Source organism: Pandoraea captiosa, from assembly GCF_902459775.1.
Lineage (GTDB): Bacteria > Pseudomonadota > Gammaproteobacteria > Burkholderiales > Burkholderiaceae > Pandoraea > Pandoraea captiosa.
The window spans coordinates 88,498-112,070 of the sequence record NZ_CABPSQ010000007.1 but is presented as its reverse complement, the minus strand read 5'-3'; the positions used below and the strand labels follow the sequence as shown (position 1 = coordinate 112,070).

Below are 23,573 nucleotides of genomic sequence, written 5' to 3'. Positions count from 1 at the left end.
AATGTGACTGTCATATGACGCGGCGCGTTGCTGCGGGTGACGCAGTGGATGTGGCGGACGAGGCGGACTGAGCGGACTTAATGAGTTTCGATGTCGCACGGCGGGAGGGGACCTGACTTGACGATCATTTGAACGGGCAGTCCTTGAGGCATATCCTGAAACCGTGTGCCGTCAGGTCGCCCCGAACGCTGAACGAACACTGCACGGTGTAGGTCGAATTGCCTCCCGGCAAGTACCATCGAACATTGTCGGCGGCGTATCCGATGCTGGCGCGAAAGATATTCGAGGTGAACTTGCATGAAATGAGGCTCTTGGGGCGGTAGGCGATTCCCCATGCCATGCCCATCGTGTTACGGCTTCCGGAGAATGTCGCCATGAGCACGCTGTGATTCAGATTGGGGCCGTGACGCGTCATGCCGAACGTGAGAAACAGGCGTTGAAGTTCGTTGTTGAACCTCGCCTGCGTGTCGTCGGTGACGCGAATCGGATTTCGCACCGCGTGATGGATGTCCGGCATCGTATTGTCGTCCGTATCGTTTTGGTACCAGATGTCGTCCCAGCCCGATTTCGCTGTCGGGCGCCGGTAGCCGCCGTGCTCGTCGAAGGTGGGCCAGCCCCACCAATACCAGGCGTTTTCGGTGACCGTCGGACTCCCGCTTCCCTTGGACAAACACATCAATTCCTCGCTGCCGTCTGCCGACTGCGTGACGATGTAGTCCCCCTGCCTGTTGGCGGCCCGCATCTCCGCACCGGACGATCTCGTATTCGTGATCGTGCACGCAAGGACTTTGGCGTCGCGATGTGACGCCACGTAGAAATACAACGCGGACCCATGCGACGCCCCGCTCGGCGTGGGTAGCAAAGAGAACGTCGACACCTTCCACTGCTCACCGATCTTGATTTCCCTGACGATCTCCTTGACGATTTCGACGGGCACTTCCTTCACGCTGCCGGGTGTGCTGGCGAGCTTCCATATCCAGTTGTTGCTGCCGGGTTTTTCTCGCTGACACGACAGCAAGCGGCCGTCGCTGTCCCGGGCCACGCCCCAGACATCACATGTTCGGCCTCGCACGGTCCCTTCCTTCAACTCGACGATGCCCTCCTCGGCCGTCAACGTCTTTCCCTTCACGCGGCCGGCATTCTCGATGTCCTTCTCGTTCATATCGAGCGTGCCACGGAGCCTTGTGCTGCCGGTCACATCCAATTGGCCCACCTTGGCTTTGCTCGCGATGTCTATTTTCGGCATACGCAGTTCCCCGGTGCCTTCGATGTCCCTTGCGCCGACAAGGTCCGAACGCAGCTCAAGCTTGCCGGTAATGGTCGCGTCGCCTGCCTTCAGGCCATTGTCGGCCACGACGCTATTGGCCTTGAGTTCGCCGTTGACGGTGACGCCGCTCGCCACGACGGAATCCGCCCCAACGTTGCTCGCATCGAGCGTCCCCACCCCCACAATGTTGTGACGCGTCTCGCCGCGGCCATCCGTCTGTTTGAAGTTAAGCGGCCCGGTCATGCCAAGCGAGCCGTCGCGCCGGACGTACACGTCCATGGCGCTGGTCGCATATCCTCCCCGCACGGCGACCAGTCCGGCAATGGAATCCGGATTCGGCACCGTGGCGGCACTTCCCGTCGCATCGATAAACCGAAACGGATGACCGCTGTCGGTCGTCGACACGCCACCGAGCACGCCAATCCGGCGCGCCGCGATCGCCGCGGCGTCCATGTCGGGGTCGGTGGAATAGCGCCGGGGCATCGGCTTGTCGATATACGTCAGCGTTTCGACGTTGCATAGGGATGGACTGCCGCCGCACTCGTGATACACGCGAATGACGTAGTTCCCAACGTTGCCGGGCGGGCGCTCGCCGATCCCGGTGGCACGAGTCGCCTTGATCAACGTACTCGCCGACAGATTCGTCAGATAGGGCTTGCCGCCGCCGTCCGTCGCAGCGCCGAAGCGGAGACCTTGCACGTCGAACGTTTTCGTCGAATCTCGTAGCACCGCATCGATCTTGTCGTGATGTTCCACGACGAAGCTCTGGACCCGGTCGCCCATCACCTTCAGTGCTTCACCGACGCGCTCCGCCTTCTCGACGCGCAGTTGTCTCGAATAATTGAGCCCCCAAAACGAAATCAACAGACTCACGACCGCTACCGCGACCGCCGCCGAGATCAGGAACATCCCAGATTGCGCCTTCCGCATCGTCGCCCCCTTTTCCTCTTCTCGCCTCACCGCCCTGCGCCGCATCGCGCGTGGCAGTAAAAGCATCAAAACTCGCCATTCTCGGCGGTTGCGTCAGCGAAGAGGTTGGGATTCGCCCGAGTTTGTGCGGGGGTGTTTGCGGAACCAGAAAAGGCGTCGCAGAAAGCAAAAAATCCACACGGCGCGAACCGTGTGGATTCAGGGAAAGACGCGACGATCAAGCAATCAATGCATCAGCACTCGACGATATTCACCGCCAATCCGCCGCGTGCCGTTTCCTTGTACTTCGTCTTCATGTCGGCGCCGGTTTCGCGCATCGTCTTGATGACGGAGTCGAGCGACACGTAGTGGGCGCCGTCGCCGCGCAGCGCCATGCGTGCGGCGTTCACCGCCTTGACCGACGCCATGGCGTTGCGCTCGATGCACGGAATCTGCACGAGGCCGCCGACCGGATCGCATGTCAGACCAAGGTTGTGTTCCATGCCGATCTCGGCAGCGTTTTCCACCTGCTCGACCGTGCCGCCCAGCACCGCCGCGAGCGCACCTGCCGCCATCGAGCAAGCCACACCCACTTCGCCCTGGCAACCCACTTCCGCCCCGGAAATCGACGCGTTGAGCTTGTAGAGAATGCCGATGGCGCCCGCGGTGAGCAGGAAGTCGATCACGCCCTGCTCGTTCGCACCGTGCACGAAGCGGTCGTAATAATGCAGCACGGAGGGGATGATGCCCGCCGCGCCGTTCGTCGGTGCCGTCACGACGCGTCCGCCCGCTGCGTTCTCTTCGTTGACGGCGATCGCGTAGAGGTTCACCCAGTCCATCACCGACAGCGGATCGGACAGCGTACGCTCTGCACGTTGCGTCAGTTGACGGTACAGTTCCGGCGCACGGCGGCGCACGTGCAGCGGGCCAGGCAGTTCGCCGTCGGCTTCGTCGTTACCGATGCCGCAACCGCGCGTCACGCACGACTGCATCACGCTCCAGATGTTGAGCAGGCCGCGGCGAATGTCTTCTTCCGCATGCTCGCCGTGATGCCACACCCGCTCGTTCTCCCACATCAACTGCGCAATCGTCTTGCCGCTCGCGCGGCACATCTCCAGCAGTTCCTTCCCGGTGCGGAACGGATACGGCAACTGGTCGTGTGCGGAGAGCACCTGGGCATTCGACGCCCCGGCCGTGACCACGAAGCCGCCGCCGACCGACAGGTAACGCCCTTCGCGAAGCTTGTTGCCCGTCGCATCGAACGCGTGGAATTTCATGCCGTTCGGATGCTCGGCCATCGCCTCGCGACGGTAGAACACCATGTGCTCCTTCTCGATGAAGGGCACCTCGTGCCTGCCGAGCACCGACAGCACCTTGTCTTTGCGCATCGTCGCGAGACGTGCGCCGATCGTCGACGGATCGACGGTATCCGGCGCCTCGCCCATGAAACCGAGCAGCACGCCCTTGTCGGTGCCGTGCCCCTTGCCCGTGGCGCCCAGCGAGCCATACAACTCGGCGCGCAGCGTCGCCACCTGGGGCAGCAGCCCGTCGCGATCCAATCCCTGCACGAACATCAGCGCTGCGCGCATTGGCCCCACGGTATGCGAACTCGACGGTCCGATACCGATCTTGAACAAATCGAAAACTGAAACGGCCATGGCACTTTCCTGAAGTTCTGAAACGTATTTGTGACGTATCGAATGCGACCGATCCGGCGCATTCGCGTGACATCCATAGAGACAAAAAGGGGCCAGCAATGTTTCTGCCGGCCCCCGTTTGCCAAGACTTCGCGACGCTGGTTATTCGTAGTCGCTCATCGGCACACAGGCGCAGAACAGGTTCCGGTCGCCGTAGACGTTATCGGCACGTCCGACCGGCGGCCAGTACTTGCGCTCGCGCAGGGCCTTGACGGGATAGGCCGCCTGGCTGCGCGCGTAGGCGTGCGTCCATTCGTCGGCCGTCACGACATCGGCCGTGTGCGGCGCGTGCTTGAGCGGGTTGTCTTCGCGATCGGCACGGCCTTCCTCGACCGCGCGGATTTCTTCGCGAATCGTGACCATGGCTTCGATGAAGCGGTCCAGCTCATGCTTCGATTCCGACTCGGTCGGCTCGACCATCAGCGTGCCCGGCACCGGGAAGCTCATCGTCGGTGCGTGGAAGCCGAAGTCCATCAGGCGCTTGGCGACGTCGTCGACCGTAATGCCGCTGGTGTCCTTGAGCGGACGCAGGTCCAGAATGCACTCGTGCGCGACCAGCCCGCCCGGGCCCGTGTAGAGCACCGGATAATGCGGCGCGAGCTTCTTGGCGAGGTAATTGGCATTCAGGATCGCGGTCTCGGTCGCAGCCGTCAGACCCTGCGCGCCCATCATGGCGACGTACATCCAAGAGATCGGCAAAATCGACGCCGAACCGTACGGTGCGGCCGAGACGGCGCCAATGCCGCTAGCGTCGCGTGAATAACCGGTGGAGCGCTGGTTCGGCAGGAATTGCGCGAGGTGCGCGCCCACCGCCACCGGACCGACGCCCGGGCCGCCACCGCCGTGCGGAATGCAGAACGTCTTGTGCAAATTCAGGTGCGAGACGTCGCCGCCGAACTCGCCCGGTGCGCACAGGCCGACCATGGCATTCATGTTCGCGCCATCGACATACACCTGACCGCCGTTCGCATGCACGATCTCGCAGATCTGACGCGCCCCCGCTTCGAACACGCCGTGCGTGGACGGGTAGGTCATCATGATGGCAGCGAGACGGTCGCGATGCTGTTCGGCCTTCGCTTGCAGATCGGCCAGATCGACGTTGCCGTTGGCGTCGCAAGCGACGACGACGACCTGCATGCCGGCCATCTGCGCCGACGCCGGGTTCGTGCCGTGCGCCGATGCCGGGATCAGGCAGATGTCACGGTGCGCTTCGCCGCGCGAGGCGTGATACGCCTGAATGATCAGCAGACCGGCGTACTCGCCCTGCGAACCGGCGTTCGGTTGCAGCGACACGGCGGCGTAACCCGTGGCCGCCACGAGCATCTGCTCCAGTTGGTCGATCATCGTGCGATAGCCAACGGTCTGCTCCGTCGGCGCGAACGGGTGAATCTGACCGAATTCGGGCCACGTCACCGGCAGCATCTCCGACGTGGCATTGAGCTTCATCGTGCACGAGCCCAGCGGGATCATCGTGCGATCGAGCGCCAGATCCTTGTCGGACAGGCTGCGCAGATAGCGCAGCATTTCGTGCTCGGAATGGTAGCGATTGAACACCGGGTGCGTGAGATACGCGCTCTGGCGCGCGAGCGCCGCCGGGAAACCGTTCGAGACGGTGGCTTCGATGGCGTCGAAGTCGAGCGATACGGCGCTCTTGCCAAGCCCCTCGGCGACGACTTCCCACAGCGCGATCACATCGTCGCGCGTGCTGGTCTCGTCGAGCGAGATCCCAACGGTGTCGGCGTCTTCACGACGCAGGTTGAAGCGGCGGGCGGCAGCCACGGTGTGTACCGCATCGGCACGACCGGCCACGGGTACCGTCAGCGTATCGAAGAAGGTGGCGTTGCGCGGTGCGGCGCCCAGTGCGGCAAGACCGGCGGCCAGCACGGCCGTGAGACGGTGCACTCGCTCGGCGATGACACGCAGCCCCTGCGGGCCGTGATACGCGGCGTACATGCTGGCCATGATGGCGAGCAGCGCCTGCGCGGTACAGATGTTCGAGGTCGCCTTCTCGCGACGGATGTGCTGTTCGCGCGTTTGCAGCGCCAGACGCAGCGCGGGCTTGCCCTGCGAATCGACCGACACGCCGACCAGACGGCCCGGCATCGAACGCTTGAGTTCGTCACGCGTGGCCAGATAAGCCGCGTGCGGACCGCCGAAGCCCATCGGCACGCCGAAACGCTGGCTGTTGCCCACGGCCACGTCGGCGCCCCACTCGCCCGGGGGCGTGAGCAGCGTGAGCGAGAGCAGATCGGCGGCGGCAATCAGCATGCCGCCCTTGGCGTGGATCGCGTCGGCCAGTGCACGGTAGTCGCGCACATCGCCGCCCACGCCCGGGTACTGCACCAGCGCGCCGAACGCATCGACTTCGGCGGCAGCGGCCACCGGGCCGACCTGCACTTCGATGCCCAGCGGTTTGGCACGCGTTTGCACCACTTCGATGGTCTGCGGCAGCACGTCGTCAGCCACGAAGAACGTGTTCGACTTCGACTTGCCGGTGCGCTTGACCAGCGTCATCGCTTCGGCAGCGGCGGTCGCTTCGTCGAGCATCGACGCGTTGGCGATCGCCAGGCCCGTCATGTCGATGATCATCTGCTGGTAGTTGAGCAGCGCTTCGAGACGGCCTTGCGAGATTTCCGGCTGATATGGCGTGTAGGCCGTGTACCAGGCGGGGTTCTCGAGCACGTTGCGCAAAATCACGCCAGGCGTGAACGTGTTGAAGTAGCCCTGACCGATGAACGACTTGAATACCTGATTCTGGTCGGCGAGCGCGCGCAGTTGCGCCAGCGCCTGCGATTCGGTCTTCGCTGCGGCGAACTGGCCGAGCGACGCGGCAAACTGCTCGCCGTTACGGCGGATCGAGGCGGGCACGACGGCGTCGATCAGCGCAGCGCGCGAGGCGTAGCCAAGCTCGGAGAGCATGGCCTGTTGTTCGGGGGTGTCCGGCCCGATGTGGCGCGCGGAGAAGTTCTCGCGCTGCTCCAGCTCGGCGAGCGAGCGGCGCGGGGCTTGCAGGTCAGTCAAGGCATTCATGGGTCAGATCTCTCGTTCGTTCACGGCAAGTGACGGCGGGGGAGGTACGGCTCCCCGGCGCGCACAAGGTCGCCCCGGGGGCACACGACGCCGTGAGGACCGAAGCCCTCGCGACGTCGCACATCGGCGTCAGGCGCCGATTTTCGCCGCGTATCCTGCGGCGTCGAGCAGGTTGTCAAGCTCAGCCGTGTTCGACGGCTTCACGCGGAACAGCCAGTTGCCGTACGCATCGCCGTTGATCAGGTCCGGCGAGCCCGGCACTTCCTCGTTGACTTCGATGATTTCGCCGCTCACCGGCGAGTGCACGTCAGCCGCCGCCTTGACCGACTCGATCACGGTCGACGCTTCGTCGGCGGCCACCGTGCGGCCGACGTCCGGCAGCTCCACGAACACGATGTCGCCCAGGGATTCCTGTGCGAAGTCGGTAATGCCGACCGTCACGGTGCCATCGGCTTCGAGGCGGGCCCATTCGTCGGACTGGGTGTACTTCAGGTTATCGGGGATGTTCGCCATGTTGACGCTCCGGGATTCAGTGTTTGGGGTATTCGGTTTTCGGGGGTTCGTGTCGCCGCACCGTGGCGCCGATCTCAGGCCACCACGGCCTTGCCGTGACGCACGAACGGTAATTTGACCACACGTGCGGGCAATTGCTTGTCACGAATTTGCACATGGACGATGGCGCCGTCCGGCACGCCCTTGGGCAGGCGGGCGAAAGCGATGGATTGCTGGAGGCTCGGGCTGAACGTTCCGCTGGTGATTTCGCCGTCGCCCGCGTCCGTCACCACGACCTGATGGGCGCGCAGCACGCCGCCCTTGCCGTCGAGCACGAGACCGGCGAAGCGCCACGTCTGGCCGCGCGAGAGCAGCGAATCCTTGCCGACGAACGTGCGATCGCTTTCCTTCTCGACGGTCCAGCCCAGACCGGCGTCGAGCGGCGAGACGTCGTCGTCCATGTCCTGCCCGTAGAGATTCATGCCCGCTTCGAGACGCAGCGTGTCACGCGCGCCCAGCCCGGCCGGACGCACGCCGCGCGCGACCAGTGCATTCCAGAGCGCCACCACGTGATCGGCGTTCACGATGACTTCGAAGCCGTCTTCGCCCGTGTAACCGGTGCGCGCAATCATCAGCTCGCCGAAAGGGGTGTCCTTGGCGAACGCGGCATTGAACGGCTTGAGGGCCTCGCTTGCCGCCTGCGCACCCGGCACTGCCTCCCACACCTTGGCGCGCGCGTTCGGACCCTGCACGGCGACGATCGACAGATCGCGACGGGGGGTGATCGTCAGGCTGTAGTCGCCGTGCGCGTTGAGCTGACCGATCCACGCCAGATCCTTGTCGGCGGTACCGGCGTTCACGACGATGCGGAACCAGTCTTCGGCAATGAAATAGATGATGAGGTCGTCGATCACACCGCCGCTCGGGTTGAGCATGCAGGTGTAGAGCGCCTTGCCCGGGGTTTGAAGCTTGTCGACGTTGTTGGCGACCGCGAAGCGCAGGAATTCGCGGCAGCTCGGGCCGTGCAGGTCGACCACACACATGTGCGAGACGTCGAACATGCCGGCGTCGGTGCGAACGGCGTTGTGCTCTTCGATCTGGGAGCCGTAGTTCACGGGCATGTCCCAGCCGCCGAAATCGACCATGCGAGCGCCGGCGGCGCGGTGCGTTTCGTTGAGCGGAGTGCGTTTGAGTTCGGTCATCGGGGCATCTGGCCGTCAGGCGTCAAGGTTCGTGAATTCCGGACGACGTCGCCGCTGCGCGTGCGTGACGTCCGGAAATGCAAAAGGGGTCATCTCGACGACCGGCACTTGGCGCATGCGGCACGTGCTGATGCACTTGCCCGGCGCAATGCCAGTTGGCGAGATGACCCCTCTGTCCTTGGTACCTGAGAGATTGCCCGGTACGTGGTGACCGGCCCCTTCGGTGGGCTGCCCGCGCGCCTTTGCACGCTGCAACCGCTCTCCAGAGATCGAAGGCAATGCCTTCGGCGCGGACGGTCCTTGATGCCTGAGAGTTTGTGGGTATTACCCCTTCGGCGGCGCCGGCATGTGCTTCCCGGTGCGCTCTCCCGACCACGCTCGCGCACTTTACGGGGAAAGCCAGGGACTGTCAATTTGACGTAAATCCGGCCCGATTTCCGATAACTGCCGCACGCCCCTTCTTCCCTTCTTGCCTTCGTCCCTTCCTCGCTCCGTCGTTTCCTGATCCTTTAGCGCGACTCCCCCGGATTCGTGCCTGCCGGACACCCATCCCGGCCCCACCTGCCGTTGCAGACGGCCCAGATACAGCGTTGCTTCGGTATCACTTCGAACCAGCGATAGCGTTCGCACTGGGCGAGCGCCGCCGCGATCGTGGTGGCCGCAGACGGTGACGACGCCGCCGGCGCGGACACGGGGTGCTGCGGCGCCTGCGCAGCGGCAAGCGGGCCGATGTCGTCGCCATCGTAATGCGCAGGCAGATCGGCGTTGGCGCTCGGGCGCGTTGCCCCGCCGTTGGCCGTCGCGCCGCCTTGTCGACTGAGCAGTTGCATCATCTCGTCCGGCGCGGATTTGGTCGTCGCCTGCGTGCTCGGGGCCGGGGCAGACAAGGTGGACGAGGTGGACGAAGCAGAGGGCAGCGTCGTCGCGGCAGCGGTCAGTGCCGCCGTGGCGGCAGACGCGCTCAGCGGCGCGGGGGAACCCGGATTCGTGGTAGCAGCAATCTCGGCGGCTGAACCAGACGCCGCAGCGTCCACCGCCGCGAGCGCCTGTGCGCGTGCCAGCGCCGCCGACGCCTCATTCGTGGGATTGGCCGACGTACCCGACGCCACCGCCGATGCCGTCGTTGCCGCCGGAAGACCGTTGCCGGAATTAAACGGCGTGACGGCCAGGCCGCCAGGCGGCTTGGGCACCGGATCGACGTACGGCGCACGCAGATTCCACCAGATGCCGAGCAGGGCGATGGCGGCAAACAGTGCCGTGCCGATCACCAGCGCACTGTTGAGCCACCCGGGCTCGCCCCTGCGCTCACGTCCTGCGCGCTTTCCCGACGTCGTCCTATTCGGTGAAGGTGCCTGCGCCGCACCCGCCGCGCCGACGACATCGGCCGCGCCGGGGTCGGAGGCGGCTGCAGGGGCCGCAGCCACAGCAGCCGTGGCGGCCGAAGCAGCCAGAGCGTCATCCCGGAAACCCGGTTCGGCATCCGCGAGGGGCGCCCCGCACTTCACACAGCGCAGAGCACGCGTCGCATTGTTCGTCCCACAGGTTGGACATTGCACGGCGACCTCACCACGATGGCAATGTTTTTCATTATAGGCACCCGCTCGGCGTCGACGCCAGCGTGTCCGGCCCCATGCGCGACAACGCGTCGCGTCGGCCCCACAGTGGGCGCCGAGGGCGTTGTCAACGCCCTCGGGGTGTCACGGTCCGGGGTGTCGTGCGTGATAGACTTGCCCACCACCCGACGCATGCGCCCTCGCGCTCAACGCATCGACCGGGCGAATGGCAACCCCTTCCGACATGCGGCACGCGGCCATTGCTTTCGTCTTCACCCTTGACCCCCATCGCTTCACACCATGTCGTCCTTCCCGCTCAATCCTGCCCAGAACGAAGCCACGCATTATTTCGATGGCCCCTGTCTCGTGCTGGCCGGTGCAGGCAGCGGCAAGACGCGCGTGATTACGCAGAAGATCGCATGGCTGATCGAGGCGAAGGGTTTCGAGCCGAAACATATCGCGGCAGTCACCTTCACCAACAAGGCTGCCGCCGAAATGCGCGAGCGGGTGGCCAAGCAACTTGAAGGCAAAACGCTGACCACGCCCGGCAAGGAAGGCCGCAAGGTCCCCGTCAATCAGCTCACGATCTGTACGTTCCACTCGCTGGGCGTGCAGATTCTTCGACGCGAAGCCGAAAACGTCGGGCTCAAGCCGCAGTTCTCGATTCTCGATGCCGACGATTGCTTCGGGCTGATTCAGGAACAGCTCGGCACGACCGACAAGGCGATGATTCGCGGCGTGCAGACCGCCATCTCGCTGTGGAAAAACGGTCTGGTCACGCCTGAAGTGGCGCTCGCCGCCGCCGAAACGGCCGACGAGCATCAGGCCGCCGTCGTCTATCGCAATTACATGGCGACATTGCAGGCCTATCAGGCGGTCGACTTCGACGATCTGATCCGCCTGCCGGCCGAACTCTTCGCGCGCGACGAGGAAGTGCGCGATCGCTGGCAGAACAAATTGCGCTATCTGCTCATCGACGAGTACCAGGACACCAACACCTGCCAGTACCTCCTGCTCAAGCTGCTTGCGGGCCCGCGCGCCGCCTTCACGGCGGTGGGCGACGACGACCAGGCGATCTACGGATGGCGTGGCGCAACGCTCGAAAACCTCAAGCAACTCCAGGTCGACTTCCCGACGCTCAAGGTCATCAAGCTCGAACAGAACTACCGTTCGACGTCGCGCATTCTGACGGCGGCGAACAACGTCATCGCGAAGAATCCGAAAATCTTCGAAAAGAAGCTGTGGAGCGAACACGGTCTCGGCGATCCTATCACCGTGACTGCCATGAACGACGAAGAGCACGAGGCCGAGTCCGTCGTCTTCCGTCTGTCGGCTCACAAGTTCGAGCGCCGCGCGGAATTCCGCGACTACGCGATCCTGTATCGCGGCAACCATCAGGCGCGCATCTTCGAACAGGTGCTGCGTCGGGAGCGCATTCCTTACGTGCTCTCCGGCGGCCAGTCGTTTTTCGACAAGGCGGAAATCAAGGACCTTTGCGCTTATCTGCGTCTGCTCGCCAACCCCGACGACGATCCCGCCTTCATTCGCGCGGTCACTACGCCGCGACGCGGAGTGGGCAGCACCACGCTCGAAGTGCTTGGCAGCTTTGCCGGACAGGCCAAGGTGTCGCTCTTCGAGGCGGTCTACATGGGCGCGGTCGAAGCCCGCTTGCAGCCGCGTCAGCTGGACCCGCTGCGCGCGTTCTGCGACTTCATCCAGCGCATTGCGGCGCGCGCGGCGCGCGACCCGGCCAACGAGGTCATCGACGATCTCATGGAAGGCATTCATTACGAAGCCTATCTGTACGACACGTTCGACGAGCGGCAGGCGCAGTCGCGCTGGACCACCGTACTCGAATTCCTCGAATGGATGAAACGCAAGGGCACGCGCAGTGAAGTGTCCGCCACGGCCGAGGGCCTCGATACGCTCGACGCGCAGGACGACGATGCCAAGAGTCTGATGGAACTGACGCAGACCATTGCACTGATGTCGATGCTCGAAGGTCGGGACGGCGACGATCCCGATGCCGTGCGGCTGTCCACGCTGCACGCGTCCAAGGGACTGGAATATCCGCACGTGTTTCTCGTGGGCGTGGAAGAAGGCATCCTGCCGCACATCCGCGAGGACGAGGAAGTCACCGCCGAGAAGATCGAGGAAGAGCGTCGCCTGATGTATGTGGGCATCACGCGCGCGCAGCGTACGTTGCAACTATCGTGGTGCAAGAAGCGTAAGCGCGCACGGGAAACCTACTCGTGCGAAGTGTCGCGTTTCGTGCCGGAGATGCAACTCGACGAGGCCCCGCCGCCACCGCCCGAAGACGCCCCCATGTCGCCCAAGGACCGGCTCGCCAGCCTCAAGGCCATGCTTGCCGGCGGCGCGAACAAGACACCGAGCGCTTCTGGCGCCTGAATATCGGGCAGCTGAAATCTGGCGCCTCAAACGAAGAGCCCCCGCATGCGGGGGCTGGTCTGAGGAACGGCGACGTCCTTACCGGGGCTGTCGGCGGCGGCAGGCGCGCCGGGAAGCCAATGCTGGCTTGCTGCTCGAACTGCTACTTGCCACTACCCGAAGACGTCTGGTCACATGCGGTGGCCGGGCTCGACGCCACGACGACTCCCGCCAGACCGGTCAAACAAAGCAGGACTGCAACCATCAATTTCCGCATAGGCTAGCCTCCTCTCGTCAGGTGGAATGAAGTGACGTTTCACTATAGGACCCCATCCTTTCGAAGACAAAGATATCTTGACCATCGCGGCTGCGCGGGCGATAGTCGGTAAAAAACGGGCGAAACAATACGTGAATTGCGTTGATTTCGGTCCAATGCCGACACCCTCCTGCAACGTCAGGCGTCATCTCCGACGCACATCGCAGCGACGCGTGTGCGGCACCGATCTCAAGCCTTTGTGGAGCGTGGTGCGTGAGACTGCATATCCTGTCTGACCTGCATTTGTCCGTGGCCCCGCTGGCCATTCCGGACGTGGACGCCGACGTCACGATTCTTGCCGGCGACATTGGCCGTCCGGCTCAGGCCATCGAATGGGCGAAGCAATTGCCGCGCCCGGTCATTTATGTCCCCGGCAACCACGAGTTTTACGGCGCGACGCTTGCCGGCACGCTGGCCGAATTGCGACGCCTCACCGCCGGCAGCAACGTCCATCTGCTCGAACGCGGCGCCGCAGTGATCGACGGCGTGCGTTTCGTCGGCACCACGTTGTGGAGCGACTTTGCGCTTTACGACGCCGAAGGCAAGCACGACGCAGTGATCGAAGAGTCGCAGAAATTCGTTCGGGACTTCACGCGCATACGCGTCGGGGACCCCGCCGCCCCCTGGTCGGATTTGCCGTTCTTCACGCCGGACGACAGTGCTGCGCTGTGTCGCGAGAACGTGGCCTGGCTGGCGCGCGCGTTCGCCACCCCGCACGACGGCCCGACGGTCGTGGTCACCCATCATGCGCCGACACCGCAGAGCATTCATCCGCGCTTTTCGGGTTCGCTCGTCAATCCGGCGTTCATTTCGGATTTGACCTCGCTCATCGAGTCATCGGACGCCGCATTGTGGGTGCACGGTCATACGCACGATTCGTTCGACTATCGCGTCGGCCACACGCGTGTGCTGTGCAATCCGCGCGGCTACTGCTTTGAAGGGCGGATCGAGAACCCGGCGTTCGATCCGCAGAAGGTCGTGAAGGTCTGATCCCTGGCCGCCGGGAAACGGCCGAGTGCAGGTGCCAACTGCGGAGCCAACCGCACCGGCTGGAGCAGAAAAGCAAAATCCCCGCCGAAGCGGGGATTTTTCATGGGAGTGTTCGAGCGCGCGAGGCCCTTACTTGGCCGCGCTCACCATATAGTCGACGGCGGCCTTGACGTCGTCGTCCGACGCATTGGCGGCCCCGCCCTTCGGCGGCATGGCGTTCAGCCCCTTGATGGCGGCGTTGTGCAGCGTGTCGATGCCCGTGGCGATACGCGGCGCCCATGCCGCCTTGTCGCCAAACTTGGGCGCGTTCATCACGCCGCTGGCGTGGCAAGCCATGCAGACGGTGTCGTAGAGCTTCTTGCCTGCGTCCAGGTTACCGCCGGCGCTGGCGGCAGCCGGTGCGGCGGTCTTGAGCGAGGCCATGGCCGCAGCCGCTGCGGCAGCGCTTCCGGCGTCAGCGCCGGAAGCGGCAGCCGGCGCAGATGTCGCAGCGGCGGCACCCGAGGCCGGCTTCGCCGGTTCGGCAGGCTCTTGCAGCTTGCCGCCCGAGGCGTTGGCCATGTAGACAATGGCACGACCGATTTCGTAATCCGTCACATCGTCGGGGCTGGTGCCGCCGCGTGCGGGCATGGCGCCCTTGCCGGCCAGCGCAATCTTGAGCATTTCGTCGTAACCGGGCTTGATGCGCGGCGCCCAGTCCTCGGTGGAACCGAGCTTCGGCGCACCTGCGGCACCGGACGCATGGCAAGCCGCGCAAACGGCCTTGTAGAGTTGTTCGCCGGTCTGGTAGACACGCGGCGCGTTGGCGTCCTTCACCTCGACGTGCGCCACGGGCGCAATGCGCTCGGCGATGGCTTTTTCGGTCATGGCGGAACTGCCCGCGCCGGTCAGGGCATTGTTGCCCACATAGTTGACCAGCAAGACGATGATGACGATGGGAACGAGGAAGCCGGCAATGACGGCGGCGATGAGCTGCTTGGGTGTTTTGATCAGGGACTCGTGCTCGTTATGTGCTTCACTCATGCGGATCTCTCAATAGTTTTTGTGGAAACCGAGTGCATCACACCGGATAGCCCGCACCAGAAGCTGGCATCATCCAGTCAAAATAACGAACCATTGTAGCAACAAACCCTCAGGCGATGACACGCCAAGGCGGTGCGCAGACGCCGCAAAAAGTCCCGTATTTTCCCTAACTTACGCGAAAGGCAAAGCGGTGTTCCGCGTGCTTCGTGCGCAAAGTGCGGACGCACTGCATGCACGTCAATTCCGCGCGGGACGGGCGTCTGGCAGCGAATTGCCGCATTGTGGGGCGCGCGAATGCACTGGGCATGGACGTGACGCGGCAAAACCGCTATGCTTCTACCCTTTGCCTGCCGGTCGCGCGCTCGCGCATTCTTCACCGGTGGTCAGCACAGCGCCCGTAGCTCAGGGGATAGAGTATCGGCCTCCGAAGCCGAGGGTCACTGGTTCGATTCCAGTCGGGCGCGCCAATTGCGATCAGCACCACCGTCACCGCGCGTCGCTCAATCGTTTGCACATTGGCCGTCTGGTTTCGGACCTCCGTTTCCCTTCAGTCCCTTATGCTTTTCCCGCTTTTCCCGCTTTTCCCGCTTTTCCCCTTTTTCCCTTTCTTCCGCCACGTTCGCGCCATTGGGCGAATCTCGAAGGTCGGCACGCCCCTTGGGTGCCACGATTGGCGGACAGGTCGGTGGTCCGGCGATTCGATTCGTTGGTGACGAAACTGAGGAGATGCGGCGCGCCATCCGCTGTGTCGGAGCGTGAAACATGTGTATCGACGGACACTCCCTCGGCTTGGATGCGTCGCGCCGCGGGATACAGCATCCGCCCCAGCCTGAGCTTCGGCCTGCGTCTGCGGCGGCGCCCCCAGACAACCGCTTTGCCGCGCAGGAGATGGCGCTGGACCTGAGCGTCGCCCGTCAGGCACCTGCCCCGGACTTCACGCTTGCGCAAACGTCGGCGCCCCCACGCTCGTACTGGCAGACCGGTGAGCCAATGGCGCACTTGCCGTCCCCAAACGTGTCGACGTTGCGCGCACAAGAGTTGTCAGCCAGGGTCGCGACGCAAAGCATGCTGAGTCAAAACATCCAACGTCCGAACGCGGGACATTTCAAGATCCGCATCGCCAGACAACTTCGCCAGCAGCATCCGCTGTACGACGAAGCGATGATCGCGCACGTGTCGGGGGCCTCGCTCTCGCAGATCAAACACGACCGGATCGGGCCGATTCCGCAGGCGATCGCCTGCATCGTCCACGACATGCCGCGAACAAAAGGCGAGTTCATCGCCGATTACCGACGCCGAATCCTTCAGACATATCCGTCGCTATCCGCGCAGGAACGCACGTATGTCCAGCATTCGAGCCTGCGATGCAAAATTTCACGTGTGCAAAGCGATAACCAATATGGCCCGTTGCTCGATATCGCGCGACGCACGCCCGCGCACCGGCGGGAAAGCACCATGGCCTACGCACGCCGGCTTCACGCGTTGTACCCCGCACTGTCGACGAACGCCATCGCCAGACTATCGGGCGCCAGGCTGGACATTCTGCGCGCCGATACGGACTTCGTCGAGTTGCCCTCGAAGCTGAAAGACATTCTCGCGCTCGCCCCTGCCGACCGGTTCGCGACCAAGACCCAACACGCCATTTACCTGTTGCGATGGCCCGAGCTCACGGCACGGGACATCGCCCTGCTGTCCCACATGAAGCCGTCGAACGTGAACACCTATGTCATGCCGCATCGACGCCGGCTTCACGCCACCTTGGAATCCCCATCGCCAGACGTCAAAAAACCACCAGCCGATCCACCAGTTGCGCCATGCGCGAATTCGACGCCGCCCAGGACTCCACCGTTGACGACCGCCCGTCGAAATACACCGTATTGATGACAGCCCCGTTCTGACTGAGCGTGAGCGTGGCGTACGCCAGATACTCGCTTGGCGAGTTTCCCCACAGCGAGTTGCGCCACGCGCGCCGCACCGTGTAATTGAGGACGACACAGCCCGTCGGCCAGGTGCCGGGGCTGTAGATCGTGCTGACGATGCCATACGCCCGCAGACGACCCTGAATCGCGGGCAATAGATCGGAAATGCCGTCCGGCGAGAGTTCGATGCACATGCCGCGCGAGAGCAGTTCAGGCGCGGCCGGCTCCGTCGGCGGCGCCACCGACGGCAACTGGTCGGAGAGCACCACGCCGGTGGACACCATCGTGGCCGCCACCTGCGCCGCGATCACGGGCGCAGGCGTTGCAAAGAGACAACCGCCCAGACTCGTGCTGGCCGCCGCTGCCAGCGCCAGCACCATCGCGAGGCGCTTCATCAGAAAGGCGATACGTCGAGCAGGATCGACTGCAACCAACCGCCGCTGGTACCGCTGGCGACCTGGCCGTCGTCCACGCGTGCGACCCTGGCTTGACCGACCTTGCTCGACGCCACCACGTTGGCCGGAGAAATATCGAATTTATTCACCACGCCGGTGAACCGGAACGTCTCCATGTTGCGCCCCTGCATGACCTGCTTTTCGCCGCCCACGACATAAGCGCCGTTGGGTAACACCTCCACGATCGCCACAGCGATGGTGCCGGTCAGCGCCGAACTCGACGTATTGCTGCCATTGCCCTTGAAGCTGCTCGCCTGCTGACCGATGTTGAACCACCGCTCCAGCACCGAATCGGCCCCGTCGGCCTTGGCGCTCTTGGCCGTCGCGCTCGCGTTGCGCGTGGTGTCGCTCTGCGATTTGCTCGCGCCGGTCGAGTTCTCGGACACGGCGATCGTCAGCAGGTCGCCGACACGGTGCGCGACCGGCGTCTCAAACCAGTTCGTCGCCGTCGTCGGCTGATAGATGGATCCCGCGGTCTGCACGTTCGCCACGCGCGGCATCGGCATCACGGCCATGGGCGTGGTCGTCACCTGCGGACTGGAACACCCGCCCAGCGCGGCGCCCGTGACGGTGAGCGCAAACATTGCCGCCCGCGCGGGTGCGCGCAGCAGGACACGCGCAGCCATGTGCGCCAGCATCGAGAGTTTCGACATGGTGAGGCGCCCCCGCGCCGTTCCCGGATGCCGCATCCGGATGTCTTTCGAGAATGAGATAAACGATGGAACCGATGGGTCCTCGGTAGCAGACCCGAACACAGGAAGACGACGGTGCGGCAACCGGCTTCGAGAGGCATAGTAAGAAGCGCCGGTGGAGTCACTGCGCACAAATAGAGGAAAATTTGTGGAGGCCCGACGCGCCGCCGGCCGAAGCTGAGAGAATGGCGCGCCGACCCGGGCCAGGCGACATTCGCCCGACCGGGTCGAGTGATTCCGCTCGTGAGGCTTTGTCCCCGTCGAGCCGGTTCTCCAACCCATTGAGTCGAACGCACCCAACGCATGAACTCAGGCATCGCCCGCAAGCTTTTCCTCGCGATCTTCGCGACGGGTCTGGTCACGATGGCGGCCACGACGGTCGTCGTGCGGGCGGCCGTGAGCGGGCATGACTGGCTGCGTGGCGACAATCTGATGTACCTGACGATTCTCGGCGTGGCGCTGCTGGGCGCCATCGCGCTGCGCGTTGCACAACGGCTGCTCGTGCCCGTCACCCCCCTGCTCGAAGCCACGCACCGCATGGCGACGGGCGACTACAGCGTACGCGTGCCCACTGCCGGTGGCGACGAGCTCGCGCGGCTGGCCATCGACCTGAACCGTCTGGCTGACACGCTCGCGCAGAACGACCGCTTGCGTCGCAACTTGCTCGCCGACATCTCGCATGAGCTGCGCACCCCGCTCTCGATACTTCGCGGTGAAATCGAAGCGATGGAAGACGGCGTGCGCCCGCTCACGCAGGACGCCCTCGCCTCGCTGCGCGTGGAAATCTCGCAGTTGTCGAAGTTGATCGACGATCTGTACGAGTTGTCGCTCTCGGATGTGGGTGCGCTCACCTACGAATTTGCGCCCGTCGACATGACCGAACACGTGGCGACCTCGGTGAACGCGTTTCGCGACTGGTTCGAGGCGAAGGGCATTTCGCTGAACGTCCATCTGCCCGACGAGACCCTCATGATCGACGGCGACCTGCACCGTCTCACCCAGCTGATCGGCAATTTGTTCGAGAATTCGTTGCGCTACACCGACGGCGGTGGCGCGGTCGGCGTGTATCTGTCGGCAACCGACGCGCATTTGCGTCTCGATATCGAAGACTCCGAGCCCGGCGTGCCTAACGACGCGCTGCCCCGACTGTTCGAGCGGCTCTTCCGTGTGGAGGCCTCGCGCAGTCGACGCAGCGGTGGCGCCGGCCTCGGCCTGGCGTTGTGCAAACACATCGTGGAAGCGCACGGTGGCCAGATCGTCGCGCGGCATTCGCCGCTGGGCGGGCTGGCGCTGTCGATCACGCTGCCGCGTCAGAATGCGGCCGCCCTCACCTCCCCTTCATCGGCCTGTGCGCTGAGCGCGGCCACCACTTGCTTCGGCACCCAAACCCTGACGACCCTGAGTTGAGCCCGCCCGCCATGCACACGCACTCGTCGACATCCTCGCAGAGCATTTCGCCCGCACTTGCGCTTCCGTCTTCTGCCGCGAGCGGCGCATCGCCCCCCGTTGCGGCAACGCTCCCCGACAGCGCGCCGATCCTGATCGTCGAGGACGAACCGAAGCTCGCCGCATTGCTCGCCGAGTATCTGCGCGTGGCCGGCATGCCCTGCCGGATTCTGACGGACGGACGTGACGTGCTGCCCGCCGTGCGCGTCACCGAGCCGCGACTGGTGCTGCTCGATCTGATGTTGCCCGGCATGGACGGCCTGGAGGTGTGCCGCGCGGTGCGCGAGGTCTCCGAAGTGCCCATCGTGATGCTCACTGCCCGCGCGGCCGAGACCGACCGTCTGCTGGGCCTCGAACTGGGCGCCGACGACTATATCTGCAAGCCCTTCAGTCCGCGGGAAGTCGTGGCGCGAGTCAAGGCCATTTTGCGTCGGGTGCGGGGCAACGCGGCGGTGGCCGGCGCTGCGGCGAGCAGCACCGCGCCGCCAACGCCGGCGCTTGTGATCGACGCCGTGCGCCATCATGCCCGACTCGATGGGCACGAGCTACCGCTCACCCCGGTCGAACTGCGCCTGCTCGCCACGCTGGCGAGCCATCCCGACAAGACCTTTCCACGCGCTCATCTGCTCGATCGCATGTACGACGACCATCGGGTGGTCGCGGACCGCACGGTCGACAGCCACATCAAGAATCTTCGACGCAAATTGCAGGCGATCCGGCCGGACGAAGAAATCGTGCGTTCGATCTATGGCGTGGGGTACCGGCTCGAATTGCGAACGGACCGTCCGGGCGCGCTCGCAGCGCGACGTGACGTCGCGGCTATCGACAACCCGGCAGCGGCGATGCCAGAATAGGCGCACCCGCGCCAAAGCGGGATCCATTGAGGAGAATGTCGATGCCACGCCGCACCGCCACGCTGTCCCCGATGTTCCTGAGTTCCGAGCCATCGAAACCTGCCGGCGCCGTATCCGGCGCCACGCCCGCATTCCCGTCCACATTACTTGGCAGTCCCGAGTTTGACGGCGCACCTACGCCTCGTCGGTCCACGCACGCGCTGTGGAAAGTCGTTGCCGCCACAGCCTTGCTCGGCGCCAGCGGTTTTGCGTTCGCACAAACGCCCGTGTGCTTCGACAGCGTCGGTCGCCCACTCCCCGCCGACCAGTGCTCTCAGGCCGCACGCGATCAGGCCGCCGCACAGTCGGCAACCGCCGCGAGTGCCGAGCCGAACCGACGCGAACACTGCCGCGCCCTCGCCGACAAGATCGCCAACACGCCGGACAAGCCGGTGTACACCCGCGATCAGCGTGTGGACTCACCCGCAGGCAATCGCGTCGACATTCCTACACGCACAAACCCGCGCAAAGCGCTCAAAGAGCAATACATGCGCGAGTGCACGTAGGCGCACACCTACAAGTTAGCGAAAGTTAGCATCACGTTAGCGGAACTTATCGCGCGATTTTCTTGACAATACCGGCAGAGGCCGCATAATCGACGTCACGCCGATGCATTGCCATCCATGCTCGAAAAAGGGCTCGATCATGAAAGCGGATGGCACGCTACGCTCTCTGGCCGGTCCCCGGCATCCGTCGGATGCCAAAACGATCGTCCTCTTCATCCGCTTCATTGCCGTTGGGCTTGGCTCCGTCAGGAGCCTTCTCATCGGCCTGACGTTTTATCCGCATCCACGCCGTCACGCTTTGCGCGCGGCACACGCTTTCCGGAGGGAGAAAATGCAAAAACGCGAATTCCTGATGAAATCTTCCGCAGCCGTTGCCGCCGCCGCATTCGCGCTGGCTGGTTGCACGACCACCACGCCGTCGCAAGCCGACAAGAGCGACAGTTCTGCCGGCGCCAACACCAACAAGCGTCGTGAAATCGATTCCGCCGTGAGCGGTGCGCTCGACAAGATGTACGCGTCCGTGAAGGGGTCGCGCGAACTGGTCAACAAGGCGCATGGCGTATTGGTGTTCCCGTCCGTGCTGCAAGCCGGTTTCGTCGTGGGTGGCGAATACGGCGAAGGGGCATTGCGTGTCGGTGGCGCCACCAAGGGCTATTACAACACCGTGACCGCCTCGTTCGGTCTGCAAATCGGTGCCCAGTCGAAGGCCGTCATCTTCCTGTTCATGACGCAGGACGCGCTCGACAAATTCCAGCGCACGGATGGCTGGACGGCAGGGGCCGACGCGTCGGTGGCCGTGGTCAAGATCGGGGCGAACGGTGCGGTCGATCTGAACACCGCCACCTCGCCGGTGGAAGTGATTGTGATGACCAACGCTGGTCTCATGGCCAACCTGAACATCGAAGGCACGAAGGTCACGAAGCTCAAGATCTGACGCACCGACGATCGACGACTGACGACCCGGGTCGTCTCCAAAGGACAAAGCGGCGCCTCCCTTCACGGGGGGCGCCGCTTTGTCGATGGCAGCAGCAAAACGCTCCGGCGGACTTACTCGTTCGAGAATGCGGCCGGACGCCACTTCAGCAGACGTTTCTCAAGCGAAGTGAGCAGCCAGTCCGCGCCAAGCGCCACGACCGCCAGCACGATCATGGCCGCGAACACGCCGCTCGCGTTAAAGGCCCCCTGCGCCGTCGAGATCAGCAGCCCGATGCCCTGCTTCGAGCCGAGGAATTCGCCGACGACCGCGCCCACGAGCGCGAAGCCGAAGCTCACGTGCAGGCTCGCGAGAATCCACGACAGCGCCGACGGAATCACGACCGACATCGTCACCTGGCGGCGCGACGCCCCCAGAATCTGTGCATTCGCGATCATGTAGCGGTCGGCTTCCCGTACGCCCTGAAACGCATTGGCGAACACCACGAAGAACACCATCACGACGGCCAGTGCGACTTTCGACGCCATGCCCAGACCGAACGCGATCACGAAGATCGAGCCGAGCACCACGCGCGGAATCGAGTTGGCGATCTGAATGTAGAGACTGAAAACATCGGAAAGCAACTTGTTGCGCCCGAGCACGATGCCGCAGATCACGCCGGCCACACCACCGATCAGGAAGCCCAGCACGGTCTCTTCGAGCGTGACGAGCACCTGCGTCCACAGCGGTCCCTGCGACGTGCCTTCGACACACCAGTCGTAAATCTGCTGCACGATCAGCGTCGGCTGCGAGAAGAAGAAGGGATCGATCCAGCCCAGTCGCGCGGCCAGTTCCCAGCCGCCCAGCCCGACCACCAGAATCGCCACGCGCAGGAACACGACCAGCGCACGACGTTGTTTGATACGGCGTTGCGCCGCCGCTTCCTCGCGGGCGAGATCGGCGTCGCCGATGCCCGTCATTGCTGCCACCACGGCTTGTTCGCTCATGTCCATGACTCCTTGTTCGTCCTTGCTCAGCCGATCTTCACTTCTTCACGCAGGTCCGCCCAGATTTCGCGGGAGATGTCGATGAAGCGCTGTTCGTAGCGAATCTCGGACATCACGCGCGGACGCGGCAGATCGATCGTGTACGTGTTCTTCAACGTGGCCGGGCGCGCAGTGAGCACGAACACCCGGTCGGCCAGCGCGATGGCTTCTTCCAGATCGTGGGTAACGAACACCACCGAGCCGGAGGTCGACGACCACAGTTGCAGCAGTTCGTCCTGCATCAGCGTGCGTGTTTGCATGTCGAGCGCGGAGAACGGTTCGTCCATCAACAGGATTTCGGGGTTGTTGATGAATGTCTGCGCCAGCGCCACGCGTTTGCGCATGCCGCCGGAGAGTTGATGCGGATAGTGGCTGCCGAACTTATCGAGCCCCACGCGGCGAATCCACTCGTCCGCCAGTGCATAGGCGGCGTCTTTCGACTGCCCGCGAAACAGTGGCCCGGCGGCCACGTTCTCGCGCACGCTGCGCCACGGGAAGACGGCGTCGTTCTGAAAGACGAAGCCGATGCGCGGGTCGATGCCGTTCACGGGCTGGCCCATCACCCGCACGCTGCCGGCGGTCGGGCGCAGCAGGCCGGTGATCATCGAGAGCGTGGTCGACTTGCCGCAGCCGGTCGGCCCGACGATGGCGACGAACTCGCCGCGCGCCACCGACATGCTGAAGTTGCGCAGCGCGACGGTGGCCTTGCCGTCCGGCGAGATGAAGCGGCACGACACATTGTCGAACTCGATGGCGGGCGTATCGCGCGACACGGCGCTTGCTGCGCGTGCCGGTGCCGTGGGGGTAAGGGTCTGGGTCATGCCCGGCTCCTGATA

18 protein-coding genes, 1 tRNA gene and 2 riboswitches are annotated in these 23,573 nt (G+C 64.1%); of the genes, 8 read left to right on the top strand and 11 right to left on the bottom strand.

Annotated features, from left to right (window positions below; translation table 11 throughout):
- Positions 1–124: 124 nt before the first annotated feature.
- The 6 genes from PCA31118_RS18010 to PCA31118_RS17985 form a co-directional block, all read right to left on the bottom strand.
- Positions 125–2,176: a hypothetical protein gene (locus PCA31118_RS18010; RefSeq protein ID WP_150626476.1), complete on the bottom strand. Its 2,052-nt coding sequence runs from the start codon at positions 2,174–2,176 to the stop codon at positions 125–127.
- 254 nt (positions 2,177–2,430) lie between these two features.
- Complete coding sequence (locus PCA31118_RS18005) at positions 2,431–3,834, bottom strand: L-serine ammonia-lyase (protein WP_150626475.1); 1,404 nt, start codon at positions 3,832–3,834, stop codon at positions 2,431–2,433.
- A gap of 141 nt (positions 3,835–3,975) precedes the next feature.
- The gene (gene gcvP / locus PCA31118_RS18000; protein WP_150626474.1) at positions 3,976–6,903 is read right to left on the bottom strand and encodes an aminomethyl-transferring glycine dehydrogenase; all 2,928 of its coding nucleotides are present in this window, start codon (positions 6,901–6,903) and stop codon (positions 3,976–3,978) included.
- Between the two features lie 129 nt (positions 6,904–7,032).
- Positions 7,033–7,416: a glycine cleavage system protein GcvH gene (gene gcvH, locus PCA31118_RS17995; RefSeq protein WP_150626473.1), complete on the bottom strand. Its 384-nt coding sequence runs from the start codon at positions 7,414–7,416 to the stop codon at positions 7,033–7,035.
- 74 nt (positions 7,417–7,490) lie between these two features.
- Positions 7,491–8,597: a glycine cleavage system aminomethyltransferase GcvT gene (gcvT, locus tag PCA31118_RS17990; protein WP_150626472.1), complete on the bottom strand. Its 1,107-nt coding sequence runs from the start codon at positions 8,595–8,597 to the stop codon at positions 7,491–7,493.
- Positions 8,598–8,759: 162 nt separating this feature from the next.
- Positions 8,760–8,873, bottom strand: a riboswitch (glycine riboswitch).
- 8 nt (positions 8,874–8,881) lie between these two features.
- Positions 8,882–8,978: riboswitch (glycine riboswitch) on the bottom strand.
- A 128-nt stretch (positions 8,979–9,106) separates the two neighbouring features.
- Entirely contained in the window at positions 9,107–10,021 is a 915-nt protein-coding gene (locus PCA31118_RS17985) for a hypothetical protein (RefSeq protein WP_150626471.1), read from the bottom strand.
- A gap of 429 nt (positions 10,022–10,450) precedes the next feature.
- On the opposite strand from PCA31118_RS17985, the gene PCA31118_RS17980 reads away from it, so the two are divergent.
- Together PCA31118_RS17980 and PCA31118_RS17975 are read left to right on the top strand one after the other, a co-directional pair.
- Entirely contained in the window at positions 10,451–12,559 is a 2,109-nt protein-coding gene (locus PCA31118_RS17980) for a UvrD-helicase domain-containing protein (RefSeq protein ID WP_150626470.1), read from the top strand.
- 508 nt (positions 12,560–13,067) lie between these two features.
- A complete protein-coding gene (locus PCA31118_RS17975) occupies positions 13,068–13,844 on the top strand; it encodes a metallophosphoesterase (protein WP_150626469.1) in 777 nt (258 codons plus the stop codon).
- Positions 13,845–13,973: 129 nt separating this feature from the next.
- Here the strand turns inward: PCA31118_RS17975 and PCA31118_RS17970 are convergent, their stop codons facing one another.
- Positions 13,974–14,867 (bottom strand): c-type cytochrome, encoded by an 894-nt coding sequence (locus PCA31118_RS17970; protein WP_150626468.1) that lies wholly within the window; start codon positions 14,865–14,867, stop codon positions 13,974–13,976.
- A 391-nt stretch (positions 14,868–15,258) separates the two neighbouring features.
- Here PCA31118_RS17970 and PCA31118_RS17965 point away from each other — a divergent pair.
- Both PCA31118_RS17965 and PCA31118_RS17960 read left to right on the top strand, forming a co-directional pair.
- A tRNA-Arg gene (locus PCA31118_RS17965) sits at positions 15,259–15,334 on the top strand.
- 295 nt (positions 15,335–15,629) lie between these two features.
- Positions 15,630–16,748: a hypothetical protein gene (locus PCA31118_RS17960; protein WP_150626467.1), complete on the top strand. Its 1,119-nt coding sequence runs from the start codon at positions 15,630–15,632 to the stop codon at positions 16,746–16,748.
- Here PCA31118_RS17960 and PCA31118_RS17955 read toward each other — a convergent pair.
- Both PCA31118_RS17955 and PCA31118_RS17950 read right to left on the bottom strand, forming a co-directional pair.
- On the bottom strand, positions 16,648–17,181 hold the full coding sequence (locus tag PCA31118_RS17955) for a hypothetical protein (protein ID WP_150626466.1): 534 nt from the start codon (positions 17,179–17,181) through the stop codon (positions 16,648–16,650). The genes PCA31118_RS17960 and PCA31118_RS17955 overlap by 101 nt on opposite strands.
- Complete coding sequence (locus PCA31118_RS17950; protein ID WP_174990517.1) at positions 17,181–17,894, bottom strand: flagellar basal body L-ring protein FlgH; 714 nt, start codon at positions 17,892–17,894, stop codon at positions 17,181–17,183. Before PCA31118_RS17950 ends, PCA31118_RS17955 begins: the two co-directional genes overlap by 1 nt.
- A gap of 342 nt (positions 17,895–18,236) precedes the next feature.
- On the opposite strand from PCA31118_RS17950, the gene PCA31118_RS17945 reads away from it, so the two are divergent.
- The 4 genes from PCA31118_RS17945 to PCA31118_RS17930 all read left to right on the top strand — a co-directional run bounded on the left by PCA31118_RS17945 (position 18,237) and on the right by PCA31118_RS17930 (position 21,712).
- On the top strand, positions 18,237–19,340 hold the full coding sequence (locus tag PCA31118_RS17945) for an ATP-binding protein (protein WP_150626464.1): 1,104 nt from the start codon (positions 18,237–18,239) through the stop codon (positions 19,338–19,340).
- Between the two features lie 11 nt (positions 19,341–19,351).
- The gene (locus PCA31118_RS17940) at positions 19,352–20,233 is read left to right on the top strand and encodes a response regulator (protein ID WP_150626463.1); all 882 of its coding nucleotides are present in this window, start codon (positions 19,352–19,354) and stop codon (positions 20,231–20,233) included.
- Between the two features lie 41 nt (positions 20,234–20,274).
- Entirely contained in the window at positions 20,275–20,778 is a 504-nt protein-coding gene (locus PCA31118_RS17935; protein ID WP_150626462.1) for a hypothetical protein, read from the top strand.
- Positions 20,779–21,109: 331 nt separating this feature from the next.
- Entirely contained in the window at positions 21,110–21,712 is a 603-nt protein-coding gene (locus PCA31118_RS17930; RefSeq protein ID WP_150626461.1) for a BPSL1445 family SYLF domain-containing lipoprotein, read from the top strand.
- 113 nt (positions 21,713–21,825) lie between these two features.
- Here PCA31118_RS17930 and PCA31118_RS17925 read toward each other — a convergent pair whose 3' ends face one another.
- Both PCA31118_RS17925 and PCA31118_RS17920 read right to left on the bottom strand, forming a co-directional pair.
- Complete coding sequence (locus PCA31118_RS17925; RefSeq protein WP_150626582.1) at positions 21,826–22,671, bottom strand: ABC transporter permease; 846 nt, start codon at positions 22,669–22,671, stop codon at positions 21,826–21,828.
- A 53-nt stretch (positions 22,672–22,724) separates the two neighbouring features.
- Complete coding sequence (locus PCA31118_RS17920; RefSeq protein ID WP_044457447.1) at positions 22,725–23,558, bottom strand: ABC transporter ATP-binding protein; 834 nt, start codon at positions 23,556–23,558, stop codon at positions 22,725–22,727.
- Positions 23,559–23,573 lie beyond the last annotated feature (15 nt).